13 protein-coding genes are annotated in these 14,135 nt (G+C 67.6%); 5 read left to right on the top strand and 8 right to left on the bottom strand.

Annotated features, from left to right (window positions below; all coding sequences use genetic code 11):
* Positions 1 to 68 precede the first annotated feature (68 nt).
* The 4 genes from ACTMTF_RS00240 (at position 69) to ACTMTF_RS00225 (ending at position 5,214) form a co-directional block, all read left to right on the top strand.
* Positions 69 to 2,429, top strand: coding sequence for a type IV secretion system DNA-binding domain-containing protein (locus ACTMTF_RS00240; protein WP_441108663.1), 2,361 nt, complete (start codon positions 69 to 71; stop codon positions 2,427 to 2,429).
* A 15-nt stretch (positions 2,430 to 2,444) separates the two neighbouring features.
* Positions 2,445 to 3,323 carry a replication-relaxation family protein gene (locus ACTMTF_RS00235; protein ID WP_441108662.1) on the top strand — a complete coding sequence of 293 codons (879 nt, stop codon included), beginning with the start codon at positions 2,445 to 2,447 and terminating at the stop codon, positions 3,321 to 3,323.
* Positions 3,320 to 4,258: a C40 family peptidase gene (locus ACTMTF_RS00230; RefSeq protein WP_441108661.1), complete on the top strand. Its 939-nt coding sequence runs from the start codon at positions 3,320 to 3,322 to the stop codon at positions 4,256 to 4,258. Before ACTMTF_RS00235 ends, ACTMTF_RS00230 begins: the two co-directional genes overlap by 4 nt.
* Before the next feature lie 80 nt (positions 4,259 to 4,338).
* Complete coding sequence (locus tag ACTMTF_RS00225) at positions 4,339 to 5,214, top strand: hypothetical protein (protein ID WP_441108660.1); 876 nt, start codon at positions 4,339 to 4,341, stop codon at positions 5,212 to 5,214.
* Positions 5,215 to 5,332: 118 nt separating this feature from the next.
* Here ACTMTF_RS00225 and ACTMTF_RS00220 read toward each other — a convergent pair whose 3' ends face one another.
* The 7 genes from ACTMTF_RS00220 to ACTMTF_RS00190 all read right to left on the bottom strand — a co-directional run bounded on the left by ACTMTF_RS00220 (position 5,333) and on the right by ACTMTF_RS00190 (position 11,849).
* A complete protein-coding gene (locus ACTMTF_RS00220; RefSeq protein ID WP_441108659.1) occupies positions 5,333 to 5,695 on the bottom strand; it encodes a ParB N-terminal domain-containing protein in 363 nt (120 codons plus the stop codon).
* The gene (locus tag ACTMTF_RS00215) at positions 5,692 to 6,120 is read right to left on the bottom strand and encodes a hypothetical protein (RefSeq protein ID WP_441108658.1); all 429 of its coding nucleotides are present in this window, start codon (positions 6,118 to 6,120) and stop codon (positions 5,692 to 5,694) included. The genes ACTMTF_RS00220 and ACTMTF_RS00215 overlap by 4 nt, the downstream gene beginning before the upstream one ends.
* Positions 6,121 to 6,158: 38 nt before the next feature.
* Positions 6,159 to 6,659, bottom strand: a complete 501-nt coding sequence (locus ACTMTF_RS00210; protein WP_441108657.1) for a hypothetical protein — start codon at positions 6,657 to 6,659, stop codon at positions 6,159 to 6,161.
* A 25-nt stretch (positions 6,660 to 6,684) separates the two neighbouring features.
* Entirely contained in the window at positions 6,685 to 7,056 is a 372-nt protein-coding gene (locus ACTMTF_RS00205) for a hypothetical protein (RefSeq protein ID WP_441108656.1), read from the bottom strand.
* A 62-nt stretch (positions 7,057 to 7,118) separates the two neighbouring features.
* Complete coding sequence (locus tag ACTMTF_RS00200; protein WP_441108655.1) at positions 7,119 to 8,123, bottom strand: DUF932 domain-containing protein; 1,005 nt, start codon at positions 8,121 to 8,123, stop codon at positions 7,119 to 7,121.
* 87 nt (positions 8,124 to 8,210) lie between these two features.
* Positions 8,211 to 9,533, bottom strand: coding sequence for a hypothetical protein (locus tag ACTMTF_RS00195; protein ID WP_441108654.1), 1,323 nt, complete (start codon positions 9,531 to 9,533; stop codon positions 8,211 to 8,213).
* 1,533 nt (positions 9,534 to 11,066) lie between these two features.
* Positions 11,067 to 11,849, bottom strand: a complete 783-nt coding sequence (locus ACTMTF_RS00190; protein ID WP_441108653.1) for an ATP-binding protein — start codon at positions 11,847 to 11,849, stop codon at positions 11,067 to 11,069.
* Positions 11,850 to 12,124: 275 nt separating this feature from the next.
* Between ACTMTF_RS00190 and ACTMTF_RS00185 the strand changes: the two genes are divergently transcribed.
* Positions 12,125 to 12,511: a hypothetical protein gene (locus tag ACTMTF_RS00185; RefSeq protein ID WP_441108652.1), complete on the top strand. Its 387-nt coding sequence runs from the start codon at positions 12,125 to 12,127 to the stop codon at positions 12,509 to 12,511.
* Positions 12,512 to 12,541: 30 nt separating this feature from the next.
* Here ACTMTF_RS00185 and ACTMTF_RS00180 read toward each other — a convergent pair whose 3' ends face one another.
* On the bottom strand, positions 12,542 to 13,642 hold the full coding sequence (locus ACTMTF_RS00180) for an AfsR/SARP family transcriptional regulator (RefSeq protein ID WP_441108651.1): 1,101 nt from the start codon (positions 13,640 to 13,642) through the stop codon (positions 12,542 to 12,544).
* Positions 13,643 to 14,135: the final 493 nt, after the last annotated feature.

Genomic DNA, 14,135 nt, shown 5'->3' with positions numbered 1-14,135 from the left:
TCGATGAGCGCGACATAGAGGTATTTCTCGCGTTCTTCCGAGACTTGCCCACCCGGTTGCCTGACCTGTTGATCGGCTATGGGCCACGTATCGCCATCTCCCTGCTCGTGCTCTTCTCGGCGGTGGCGCTGGTACGCCGCCTGTTCGGCTGGATTCGCCATGCGGAACTGGAGCCGGGTGCCCGCTTGATCGAGATCTCCTCTCCACCGGTGAGCGAGCCAGCGGGAGCGGTCGTGCTCTGGAGCCAGCTCATTGGGCTACTCCGGCCCGTCTGGAAACGCTTCTTCGCCGGCCAACCGCACCTCGTGTGGGAGTACCTCGGCGACGACTCCGGCGTGCGGATCCGGCTCTGGGTTCCCGGCACCATCCCGCCCGGCATGGTGGAGAAGGCCATCCGAGCGGCCTGGCCTGGCGCGACGACCACCAGCGAGCTCGCATCCTGCCCGCTGTCTCCTGCTGCGCAGCTGGCAGGCGGACGGCTCATGCTCGGCCAAGCCGAGCACTACCCCCTCAGGACCGACCACTCCAATGATCCGGTCCGATCCCTGCTGACCGCCATGAGCGAGCTTCGCGACGGAGAACAGGCTCTCGTACAGATCCTGGCGCGGCCCACCACCGGCAAGCGCCTGCGCCGGGCACACCGTGCGGCGGCGGCCCTGCGCGGTGCGAAGACCAGCAGCCCGGTCGGTCAGCTCTTCGACGAGCTCGCGCCCACATCGGGGCGCCACCGGTTCGGTGATCTCGCCCGTGCCTTCCCCGAACGCGCCGAACAAGTCCGCGCCATCCTCGCCAAGGCGAACCAACCGCGCTATCAGGTCGCCATTCGCTACGCCGTCGCCAGCAGCCAGGACAACGACTCCGTACGCGCGCGACTCCGAGGCCAGGCTCATACCCTGGCCGGCGTCTTCGCCTTGTTCACCTCTGGCCACCAGTACCTGCGCCGAGCACGCCTGATCCGCGTGGCGAAAGTAACCGGCTCGCGCCGTCTGGACACCGGGTATCTCCTGTCGGTCGCCGAGGTGGCCGCGCTCGCCCACCTGCCCTGGGACATCGATGCCCCCGGCATCACCCGCGCCGGGGCACGCCCTGTAGCCCCGTCACCGGCCATCCCACGCGATCAGGCGCATGGACCGGCCCGGACATTGGGGGACAGCGACAGCGGCCACACGCGGCCCGTCGCGCTACCCGTCGCCGACGCCCGCCATCACACCCACATCCTCGGCGGCACCGGCGTCGGCAAATCCACTCTCCTGGCCAACCTGGTGCTCGCCGACGCTCACGCCGGCCGAGGCGCCCTGGTCATCGACCCCAAAGGTGATCTCATCACCGACATCCTCGCTCGTCTGCCCGAACGGGTGATCGGCAAGACCGTGGTGTTCGATCCGCAGGACCGAGGTCGTCCCCCTGCGATCAATGTGCTCGCCGGTCATGATCCGGCGTTCGCGGTCGACTCGATCGTCACCATCTTCCACCGCTGCTTCTCCTCCGCCTGGGGACCGCGGGTGGACGACCTTCTCCGCTCCACCTGCCTGACCCTGACCAGGGTGCTCGGCGCGCGGGCCACCCTCGCCGAAGTGCCACGGCTTCTGACCGACTCGGCCTTCCGCGCCCGCATCACCGCCCGGCTCGACGATGAGCTGCTAGCCGGCTTCTGGGAGTCGTACCAAGCCCTCACTCCCGCAGGCCAGGCCACGGTCATCGGCCCCGTCATGAACAAACTGCGCGCCGTCCTGCTCCGCCCGTTCATCCGGCACGCCCTCGCCAACCCCGTCAGCACGGTCCCGATGGAACAGCTTCTCGGCGAGGGCGGCCTGGTCCTCGCCCGCCTTCCTAAGGGGATCCTGGGGGACGACGCGGCCAGGCTGTTCGGCTCGATCCTGCTCGCCCACACCTGGCAGGCCGCCACCCGGCGAGCCAACGTCGCCGAGGCCAAGCGGCCGGACGCCTCCCTGGTGATCGACGAATGCCACAACTTCCTCAACCTGCCCGGTCACATCAACGACGTGCTGGCCGAGGCACGCGGCTACCGCCTCTCGCTGGTCCTCGCTCATCAGCACCTCGATCAACTCCCCGCCGACCTCCGCGAAGCCCTCTCGGCCGACGCCCGCAACAAGATCTACTTCGCGGCCTCCCCCAAGGACGCGAATGACCTCAAGCACCACACCGCACCGCTGATCACGCCTTACGACCTCACTCACCTCGGTGCCTACCAAGCCGCCGCGCGGCTCATCGTCGACGGTCAGCAAACCCACGCCTTCACCTTGCGCACCCGCCCTCTGCCACCGATTGTCCAAGGTCGCGAACAGGCCATCCGCGACGCCTCGCGTGAGCGTTTCAGCCCTGCTCCGACCCTGCCGAGAACCGGGATCACTCGAAGGCAGCGCACGAGCGCCGCCCCTGATCCGCGAGCCACGCCACCCGTGAACTAACGGAGGAGATCGCTCATGTCCGCGAACCGCATCACCTTGGGCCAGCCTCGTCTCAACGCCGACCAGGTAGCCGAGATCGTCGCCCGCTTCACCCCGCGTGATTACGACATCCTCAGCCATCTGCACGAGCACCGCGTCCTGACCACACACCAGATCGAGAAGATCTTCTTCACCCTGCCGCAGCCCACCCGCCGCCGTATGAGCGTCCTGTTGGGCCTCAACGCCGTCGCCCGGTTCCGGCCCTGGACCCCGCACGGCGGTTCCACCCCCAGTCATTGGGTGCTGGGCCGTGCCGGAGCCGCCGTCCTGGCCCTTCGGCAGGACATCACCGTCAAGGAGCTCGGCTACCACCCCGACACCACCCTGGCCATCTCCATGTCCAGCAAGCTCGGCCACCAACTCGGCGTCAACGACTTCTTCGCGCAGCTCCACCACCACGCCCGCCGAGCCACCAGCGGCGCTCAGGTGAAGGAGTGGTGGTCCGAGCGGCGCTGCGCCAAGCTCTGGGGAGACCTGGCCAGGCCCGACGCCTACGGCCGATGGGCCGAGAACGGCCGGGAGATCGACTTCTTCCTCGAACACGACACCGGCAGCGAGACCCGCTCCAAGGTCGCCGCCAAGCTCACCGACTACGCCAACCTCGCCGACGCCACCGGCATCACCACACCACTGCTGCTCTGGCTGCCCAGCCACGCTCGCGAATCCAACTTGCGCCAACTGATCTCCAGCAGTGACCTACCGGTCGCCACCGCCGTCCACACCAGCCTGGGCGACGGCCCTGCCGGAGCTGTCTGGCTGCCGCTCGGTGCGGAGCAGCCCAGGCTTCGTCTGGCCGAACTCGTCAACGCCTGGCCTCACCTCATCGCCCCACGGAACGAAGCAGAGATGAGGTGAAGTACGCCGCGGCCGGCGCCGCTCTCCTTCTGCTCTTCCTCGTCGTCGTCATCGCAGCAGCTGTCACCGTCTTCACCGGGCCGGGGAGTCCGGCGGGCTATGGCTGCCTGACCACGGCACCGAGCAGGACCACGGACAGCGGCCCGGCCGAGGGCCTGGATCACGAGCAGAGCGGCAACGCCGCACTCATCATCCAGACCGGCATGGATCTCGGCCTCCCCGCTCGCGCCGCCGTGATCGCCATAGCAACCGCTCTACAGGAATCCCAGCTCCGCAACCTTTCTTACGGCCACCTCGACAGCCTCGGACTGTTCCAGCAGCGCCCCTCCCAAGGCTGGGGAACCCCAAGGCAGATTCTCGACCCCGCCTACGCCTCCCGTCAGTTCTACAACCGGCTTGCCGCGATCCCCCGCTGGGAACGACTCCCACTCACTCAAGCCGCACAGGCCGTGCAACGATCAGCCAGGCCGAACGCCTACGCCGTGTGGGAACCGCTGGCCCAGCGCACCGTGGACGCGTTCACGGGGGCCTGCGTGATGCCGATCCCGGGTGAACAGACAGCAGCCGCCATCACCTACGCGCACGCCCAGCTCGGCAAACCGTATGTCTGGGGAGCCGAAGGGCCCGGCTCTTTCGACTGCTCCGGACTGACCATGCGCGCGTACCAGGCGGCAGGCATCAACATCCCACGCGTAGCCGCCGACCAATGGCGGCACGGGCCACCGATCCCCGCCGGAGGCGAACAGCCTGGCGACCTCGCCTTCTTCCGGATGACGGCGAACGGCCCAGGGCATGTGGGGCTCGTCATCGCGGAGGGTCAGATGATCCACGCACCTAACCAGCACGACGTCGTCAAGATCGACACCTACCGGAGAGCCGACTTGGTCGGTTTCACCCGCCCGGCTGGCCGCCCTTCTCAAGCGGCTTTTCGGTGAACCGATAGTCAGGCTGAGGTATGTAGCCGATACTCTCCGGGAAGATCCTCGATACGGCGCGAAGACGAAGGAGGACCCACGTGGAGGTGCAGACGCCCTACCGGGTGACGATCCCGCACTCCTTGAACGGTCCTCTGGAGATCTGCGCGGACAACTCCGTGGTGCGTATGGCAGTGGTCGAACGCGCCTGTGCTGCTCGGCTGCCCGACATCTGGGACACAACCGGCGTCTACCTGCTCCTGGACCATCTCGACGCTGCCGGGAAGTGGGGCGCGTACGTGGGGAAGGCCGCCCCCGGGACCTTGCGCAAGCGGCTCGGCAATCACCTGCGCGCCCGCGATCACTGGTATCGGGCTCTGCTGATCCGACGCGACACCGAAAGCCCTTTTCACACGAGCCAAGTGGGATGGCTCGAAGGCCGCCTGTACGACATCCTCGCCGAGGCGGAGCTCGTACGGCTGCGGAACGGCAATCGCCCGCAAGACCACACCATGCACGCCGACGACCAGGCCAGCATGCTGGGCTACCTCCCGCCGATCGTCGGCGCGCTGCACCTCATCGGCCACAACCTCACCCCTCCGGTTGCGACCAGACGCTCGCCCAGAAGCAGGACAGCCGGCTCGCTTCCTCCGTATGCGCTGGGCACGCCAGAGCGGCCTGCTCGACGTACGAAGAAGCACAGCGAGGTGTCCCTGGCGGATCTCATGGAGCAGGGCATGATCCAGCCCGGGGCCGAGCTCGTTTCCGTCTCTCGTCTGCATCCGGCCAAGGCGAAGCTCACCGCTGATGCGCGGATCGAGTATGAGGGGATCGCGTACAGCAAGCCGTCCAGTGCGGGGCATGCGGTGACGGGGTACAGCGTGAACGGCTGGACGTTCTGGGAGGTCGAGACGCCTCGCGGTCCGCGCTTGCTGTCGGCGCTGCGTCAGGAGCTTGAAAGACGCCTGGCCTCGTAGTGATCGTTCAGCCGAGAAGGCGGCGCTCAGCGGAAGGGACCGGTGGTGCAGGAGGTGCGCCCCGGTCGCACGCAGTCTGTGCGTGACCGGGGCACACCACCTACTCCACCGGGCCTGACTACGGCCGGAGTTCGCGCTCCTCGCCGCCGTGGATCCGGCAGGCAAGCTCCTCCTCGGGCGTCAGTACGATCACCGGCAGCTTCTCGACTCCTGCGGTGAGGGCCTTGTGGATGCGGTGCCAGCCGTCGATGATCAGCCATCCGGCGTCTGGGATCGGTACCGCGATCAGCGGCTCGGCGAGGTCCACGGTCGCCGCGTACTCGTGATCGATCCGGATCAGGAACAGCATGCCCGCCCAGTTGGCTGGATCAAGGCTCCCTTCGGGCTCGCGGTCGGCCGTGTGCTGCTTGGCTGCGGTGACGTTCCACTTCCAGGCCAGCATCTGGAACGTCTCGATCTGGGAAGCGTCCGGTGTGCTCACTTGGCCTCCTCCGTCCCGGCCGGCTTCTTGGACTGCTCGGCGGAGAAGGCGAGGAACTCGCGAGCGGCGGCTCTCTTCATGTACGCCTGCGCACGCTCGAGATGCGCCAGAGCGATCTTCTTATCCCAGGTGGCGTCACCGCGAGCCGAGGTGACGGGGAGGTCCTCGGTGAGGTAGCAGCCGATCCAGAAGGTGAACTTGGCCGTGACACGGGTGATGTCGAGGCCATCCTCGGCACCGTGCCGGGCAATCATGCTCCACCAGCTGTGCAGAATGCGCGCGTGCAGTCCGTCGTACAGGTTCTCGACGGTCAGTCGCTCGCCTCGGGTGAGCCGGGCTGCCAGGTCGGTGGCTTGAGCGTGTGCTCGCCGCACCTGTTCGGCCACCGCCTCCGTCATCTGGAGGCGGTCTTCGGGGGTGCTCATGGTGGGGCTGTCCTTTCGTGAATCGTCGGGAGCGGTGGTCATGAGATCGGGGCCTTGGCCGTGTCCAGCCGCGTGGTGTGCTCGGCGAGCATCTCGCCCGTGTCGGAGAGGAACTGGCGGGCTGCGGCTCGGGAGGCGTGGGCGAGGGCATGATCGAACAGGGTGCCGGGCGAGGTAGCGGCGAGTTCGCCGGTCAGGTAGTACCGCGCCCACGAGCGCACCCGGCGCAACGCGTGGTCAGCGTGCAGGTGATGCGTGCCGATCTGCTCAGCCACCTGCTCCCACCAGGTGCGCAGGGTCTGGGTGAAGGCAGCGTCGTACAGAGGCTCGCTCTTCAGGCGCAGGCCGCGCTGGAGCAGGCAGGCCACCTCGGCAGCAGCCGCGACGGCGGCGTGCTGCGCGGCCACGAGCTGCTCCCGCGTCCGCTGATCGATCACGGTGAGCGGATCCGCCTCAATGCTCGGCGAGGAGTCGGGCGATGGGACGACTGGCGCGTGCGGCACCGCGACGTCCTCTCGCGGGTTGTCCGGGATGGTCATCGGGGGCATTCCTTCCGGGTTGGGGTCAGGGCTTGAGGGCGTCGGCGAGTGGCCGGGTTGCGCTGAGGAACTCCTGGGCGGCCTGCCGGTATGCCTGGGCCATGGCCTGGGAGAATAGGTCGCCGTAACAGACGGGCTGTGCGTGGATGAGCCGTTGTTCGGCCCGGTGGCGGATGCGCATGACGGCCTCGCCGCCGTCGAGGTCCTCGCCGTTGATGAGGTCCATGACCTGCTGCCACCAGCCGTAGACGGACTGGGCGACGGCCAGACGAGCGAGGTCCGATGCCGTGATGTCGCGGTCGGCGTCAGCGGCGTTGGCGAGTTGGTCGGCCGCCTCGGCTCGTTGCCGTGAAGCCTCGGTGTGGTGGGTGATGGCGAGGGTTTCGAGTTGTCCCATGGCGATCTCCTTCCAGGTCCCGGTACGGCCCCTCGGCGTGGGCCGTACCGGGACAGGCGGGTTCAGGCGGAGGCGAGGAGCTTGAACGCCCGGGTCTTGATCTTGGAGCTCTCGTGGTCGGTGAGCAGGGCGCGCTCGGCGCGTACGATCGCGGCGTCACGCGCGCCGATCACCGGGCTGCGGTGGTCGAGCCGCTCGGTGACGGCGTTGTAGGCGGCCCAGCGGGTGTTCCGGATCGGCTCCTGGGTGGGGGCGGTGGTGAACAGCCACTCCAGTTCCCGCATCGCGAGCGCGTGGTTCTTGCGGGTGAGCTCCTTGGCGTTGGGGTCCATCGGGTGCAGTACGGCGGTGAACTGGCGGAACTCCTTGACGTCCATCGGGGTGGCGAGGAGCTTCTCGGCCTCTTCGGCGAATGCCTCACCGTGTCGCCAGGTCAGCTTGAGCGCCTCGCGGGCCTCGGCGATCCGCCCGGCGATGTGGCCGGTGTGCCGGACCTTGAACATCGAGGCGTGGTTGCGCAGCGCGGCACGTTCGGTGTTGGCGCACACCACCCGGACCGGGGTGGCGACCGTGGTGAACGCGCCCCAGCCGTCATGCCGGGAGAAGGCCGCCAGGTACAGGTCGAGCCGGTCGTGTCCGCCCACCATGAGCGGTTCGGGCAGGCGCATGGTGATGAAGATGCGCCGTCCGCCGTTCAGCGAGCCGCCGGTGTCGAAGATCGCGCCGGACTCGTCGACCAGGATCTGCAGGAAGTCGGCGACCTCCTCGTTCTCCACGATCTTGTAGTCCTTGCCGACCATGCCGAGACGTTCCGGCTGGCCGGTTACCGGGTTGGTGCGGACGATCAGGAAGTCCTCGTCGGAGGTGACGAGTTGGCCGGTGTCGGGGTCGGTGACCGCCCCGACGGCCACCTTGCGGACGTTCCATCCGGCGAGCTGGGCGTTGGTGAGCAGTTCCTCGGCGGTCATCGGGCCGGGGGCGGTGTAGCCGAGCCGGTGCCAGCCGGGCTTTCCGGCTGCGGCGAATCCGGCCGAACCGTTGGCGAAGATCTCGATCTCGTGAGCCATGACAAGTGCCTCCTTGGCAGGTGGTGAATGGTGATGAGGGGGGTTGGGCTGGGGCGGGCCGCGCCACGTAGCGGCCCGCCCGCGCTGTCACGCGTCGGCGCTCGGGGCCTCGGCGAGGCTGAACCGGCGGGGGCGCTCGCAGGTCAGCTCCGCCTGGCCGAGGCTGACGAGCCGGTCCAGGGCGTTGGCGACCGCGCCGGACGAGGAGTCCAGCACCCGCCCGATCTCGTACGGGGTGAAGTCCTTACCGGGGTGCTCGGTCAGGTGGGTCAGGATCCGGTCGCGCAGGCCGCTCGGCCGGGCCGTGATCCCGGATCCGGCGCTCCGGGCCGGTGCGATCCGGCCCGTGGCCGAGCGGGTCGGGGTGGTGCCGGTGAGGACCGCGCGGGCGTTGCGGTGGGCCTGCGGGGCCTTGGCCATGGCCATTTCCAACCGGCCCAACGCCAAGACCGCGTCCCCGTCGGCCTCCATCGCAGCCGCCGCTCCGAGGATCAGATCGGCCAGCTCCAGCAGTTCCCGGCGCGCCTGTGCGCGCTCGGAGTCCTCTGGCACGGCGTCCGGCTCGCTCGCGCTCTCCTCGCCGGAGTCCATCGCGGGGCTCGCGTCAGGTGTCGTCGGGGTGAGCGCGTCGTCTGTCTCGCCCTGGATTTCCAGCGGCTCGTCGGGGACCTCGCTCTCCGGCGGATTGGTGGGCCTGGCCTCCTCTGCGGGAGCATCCGGGTCCTCGTTCAGGAGGGCCATGACGTGCTCGTCGGAGACGAGGTACCACTCGTCGATGTTCTGGTCCTCGCCCTCGCCCACGGGGCGCGAAACCAGCCCGGCCGCTTCGAGTTGGTGGAGGACCTCGGTCGTCGCCTTCTGCGTGAGTCCCGAGAGGACGCTCAGCGGCGCGGCAGGCCAGCCCGGGTTGGCGTACAACGCGGCCAGAACGCCCTCCTGACGGGCATCCAGTTTGATCGTGGTGTCGTCCGTCGCGTTCACCGGCTCGGGGCTGTCAGCGGGCGTTTCCGGGGTGACCGGGTCCGGGTCTCCGGCGAGGGCGGTCTCGGGAGCGTCAGGAAGATCTGCGCCATCCGTGGCGGTCGTGAGAGCGTCGATCGCGTACCACTGGTCCGGAGTCCGGCCCTTGGTCTGTCCGTCCTGACCGCCCGGTGTGCGCCTGGCACGGCCGTCCGCTTCGAGCTGGTTGAGGATCTTGCCAGCCGCTACTCGGCTCATGTCAGCCGCCGCTCCGATCGTGGTGGCCGAGCTCCCGGGGTTGGCCACCAGCGCCCGCCACACCGCCTCCTGACGGGGGTTCAGCTCGGTGGTGGCGTCGTCGGTGGCGTTCCCCGTGTCGGACGCGAGCGGGTCCGACAGGTCGTTGAGCGTGCTTTCCGTGGCGGGAATCTCCGGCGCGTGGATAGTCATTGGTAAGGCCCCTTTCCTTTTGGATTCCGGCGCGTTCCCGGCCGGTCCGTATTTCGTTTGGAGCTCGACGATGTCTCTCGTCATTGGCTATTGCAAGCCGTGCCGAAAATTTCTCCGTAACCGCAACGGCTGGAAAGGCTTACCTGTGCAGATCTGCCCCCGGCCTGCTAAAACGCTTGACTTGTAGCACGAGATCAAGTCGTACGGCTTCGACCGAATTTCATCTTGAAGGCGCAGGAAAGTTCAATAGCGAAGGCGCGCTTCTATATGACAGGAGCGGCTTTTCGGTCTATGGGAGAAGGCGGCAAATGACATCGCGCAGAGGGCGCGAAGTTCTCATATGGGCGAGCCGAGCGCTTCTCGTAGTCGGAGCGAGCAAGAAGTTTGCGGAACTGGGCGACCGCCTCCCGGACCAATGCGGCATATCCGGCGCCAGTCGGGGTCAACGGACGAGGTTCTGCTCATGACCCCCAGTTCAGGGGCGGGGAGCCGGCGGCCGGCCCAGCCGCGCACTTGGCAAGGCCAGCCAAGCGGAGAGGGAAAGTAACGAGCGAAGGGCGACCACAACGAGAAACGAATAGAGCCGCATGAGAACGGGCCTGCACATATTCGCGCGTCGCCCTTAGGCGAGTCGGGGCGCGCAACGCATCGTACGAAAACCGTCTGACGTGCAAAGACGCCCGTCGCCGGACAGCTCTTCTCAGCCGAAACACCGGCCGCAACACGAGCGACGCCACCGACCTCAACGACGAGTGGCTGCAAGTTCTACCCCAGCGCTCACCGAACGCCACTTTCCCTCGGCGGGGGGATCATCAATTCCGCACGGCCTTCACGCCGCAGACCTTTTAACTAGAGGAGTGCCATAGGTTTCGCCTCGCGCATGCCTATGCACCACCACTTGCGCACCGTCACCGGGAATCGACCCCCACCTGCATGCCAGGTGTCAAGGCCGTCACATCCATCCGCGTCAGTTTCCCGGCAAGGCCTTGGACCGCCTACGCCTTCGGCGCCGTGACGGCTCGCGCCCCTCAAGTCCGTCTCGGCCAGTTGGAGAATCGGCCGGATCAGCATGACGCTCCGGCTGAGACCGAGCACTTCGGCGACCTGACCACGGCCGACGCAGCGGCCACCAGGACGCCCTCTCCACCGGATCAGCGACAACGGCCCACGTTCCCGTCCTGGTACGCCGAGCGGGCAAGGCCCCCGGCACGGATCGAGCGGCCATCACCGTGGCCCTCAGCCCCACCACCGCCGCACCGTCCATCCCTGAACCGGTCGCCCGCGCCATCACCGGCACCCGGTTCGTCGCCTCGCCGCACGTGGGAACGGCACTTGGAGCTGACATCAGCAGGAGTGCTGTGCGCAACTTCCCCGGCCCGGACTCACTGATCATGGCCTTCTTGCCACGTACGGCGATCCACCGGTGATGCACCACAAGAAAGGCCCAGTCCGGCCACTGCCGCCGCAACTCCTGTAGCTCCCGCTGTGCCCAGAGCTCCTGCCCGAACGCGGACCCCTGGTCCGCCACCTGCCTCACCAGACCTCCCGCCAGCCCCTCGGAGGGTCCAGGACAATTGCCTCCTCCCACGCACGGGCAGATATGGAACTCGCCGGCACATCCACAGCAGGAGAATTCGTCGGCGGCTCATCAGAGATCGGCCTGGTGGAGGCGCCGCCCGCGTCATCGTTACGAGACGGCTCGGACAGCACGACCTCTCCCGGCCCAGGCATTGACGGCTCATCGGACAAGGCAAACTCCGCCCAGACGGCGTGCCCGGTGATCACATCGCCCGCGACCCCCACCCCGACCGCCAACTCGGCCACCCCGGCCAGCCCACGCCCGTCCTCGGCTTGAGCTGGAACCGCCCGCCGTGCCGCCTCCTGCGCACGGGTGAAATCCGGCACCGAACGCCCACCCAGGTCGTAGACCACCACCCGTACGCTGTGCAGACCGCGCAGCACCTCCACCACGAAGAAGCCCCGCACCACCCCCGAGCGCGTGTGCCGCAGCGCGTTGCTGATCAGCTCGGTCACCACCCATGCAGCGTCATCCGCACAAGCGGTGTCGGACAGAAGCTGATGAACCAGATGACGAGCTGGAGCGACTTGGTCACCACGACCAGCGAAGGCCCGCCGCCACGCCATCCCACCCCACTCCCGGTGTGACCGCACGCATCCCGTCACCAGGCCCGGCGCAAGCTCCGGAAACCGGTCCACCTGCCCTCGCGTGAACACGATCTCGTCCTCATGCCCAGGCGCGGTCTCGCCCCTGCGCGGTTGACGCTGCTTTCCGTACTGGCTCTCGTGCTGGTTCACCGCTAGCCACCGTTCGTGACGCATCCCGGCTTACCCGGAAGCGGCCAGCACCGTCCCCCACCTCTTCGCCCGAATCACATCCCCAACCTGTACGTCGCCATCCCCGCCAAACCCCCACCGCGACCTGCGAAATCGTCATCCGCCCGAACATGGACCACCCCCGACAGGGGCCAACGATCACCCCAGGCAGCAGCTTGAGCCCTTCTCCGCAGCCGCCCTACCGTCCATCCGCCCCCTACAGGGTGGCCACCCATCACCGGGAAGGACGTGACAGCGTGTCTGGCAAGGGCTATCAGGACCTCCTCGACTGCCGACGCCGCGGCAGACTTCTACGTGAGCATGGCTTCACGATCGACCAGATCGCGGTCGTCATCAGTCTCGACTACCCCGTCGCCCCGCTACGGCTCTACCGCTATGCCGCCGGACTCACCGCAGCCGAAGTCGTCGCGGCCTACGCCAGGCTTGAAGCCACAGCGGGTGCCACCCTTCGCGAGGCACGCCTGTACGACTACGAGCTAGCGGGAGGCCGACGCCCATCCGCCTTCACCTTGATCATGCTGGCCCGCATCTACGGCACCCGACCCAGCCGACTCCTCACTGCCAAAGCCCTGGCCACTTATTCCATCCACGACCAGTACGCCATCCGACACCCAGACGAGTAAGACCACCGGCAGGATCTCGACTTCTCCTACTTACGCGATGAACCGCTCGTACGTCCGCCGTGCCTCGGTGCTCGGTCGCGCATCGATCTCCGCCAATCGCTCGGTCAACTGCTCGTACGACCAACGCACCGCCGGTACGCGTCCCAACTCCCCCTGAATCGTCATGATCAGGCACCACAGCAACTCGCTGTAGGCATCGATGCGGTCCACCGCCAGACGCAGAACATCCAGCGCCCTGTCCGGATCGCTCTTCCGCTCCACCTCGGCCAGCCGCTCCGCGGCGTTGACTGCCTGCCTCTGAGCCGCCTGACGAAGCGGCAGGCACCATAGATCATCACGCTGCGCGAGCAGCGGCCCCTGGTACAAGCCCACCATCTCCCGTAGAGCAGAGAGCCGGACCGACTCCTCCGTCGCAGTACTGGCCTGGACATAAGCATCCTCGAACCGCCAGAAGTCCACATCGAAGTACGCCGCCGACAAGCGCCGCCGCTGCTCGGCCTTCACCACGAACCTCACGTCCGCCGACAGACCCGTCGCGGCCCGCATCACCCTGTTGATATCCCGGATCGCCGACTCCAGCCGGCGAGCGCTCCGCTCCCCGTCCTCCGGCCACAGCGTCTCAACCAGACTCTTGGACAGCACCCCGTCCTTCGATGTCGACAGCAACGCGAAAAGGTCCCACGCCTCTGCCCGCCCGAACGACACGGCCTTACCTGCCAACGACAGCCGCACCGGCCCCAGCACCTCACCCTTCACTCGCCCCGGTCCGGCCACGAACGTGGACGCCAGCAGGGTTGAGGCGGCCGTACCTGCGGCCACCTGCTCAACCACCTTTTCGACACCGTTCTCGCCGAGTGGAGCAAGCGCCTTCTCATCAGCATCGGGCAAGACCGTATCGCCGGATGGCGCCGAGCCGGTCGGCTGCGGTGTCCCCGCCTCGATAGTCCCTTCCTCACTCCCGCTGGTACGGCCTTGGCCGGCGTCGCCTCCGGCCAGCAGGCCGTCAACCGCCACCACATGCCCCACCCGCACACGACGCTGACGCATCACCACAGCGCTCATCGCCATGACCAGGAGCCCGAACAGCGAAGCACCGACCAAAGGACCCGGCACCGAGTGCGTGTTGGCCACGTCCCCTTCCCTTTCCCGCTCGACAAGCGCCACCTGAGCAGGCGCAGGGCTCGGGCTGCTGGCCGCAGACGGGACAGGTGACACCGACGGCGAGGGATGCACGGTTCCGGTGGGCCTAACAGTCGGCTTCTTGTGCCGAGGCTTCCGCTCGCGGCCTCGTTTCGGCCTCGGGCTCTCTGCCGGTTCCTCGGTAACAACCGGGCGCGCCGGCCGCCTCGGCTCCTCAGCAGAGGGCCGCCTCCTCGGCTCCTCAGCAACTCGCCACCGCCGCGACTCCTCACGGACCTGAACCCAGCTCGGAGGCTTCGATGGCCTGGCCGTGGGGTTCGGGACCTTCGACTTTGTACGTGGCGTGACCGACGGCGTCGCCGAGCGGTGCCGATGCGACTGCTCCAGGTGTCCGACCAAATCGGGGAGCCGTCCCTGCCGGATATCCTGATTTACCAACGCACACCACTTGTCGATGTCGTACAGCTCATGCGCTTGCTTCGAC

It is taken from the genome of Nonomuraea sp. ZG12, from assembly GCF_052068115.1.
Lineage (GTDB): Bacteria > Actinomycetota > Actinomycetes > Streptosporangiales > Streptosporangiaceae > Nonomuraea.
Note: the sequence above shows the minus strand (reverse complement) of the source record. Positions and strands in the feature narration are given on the sequence as shown.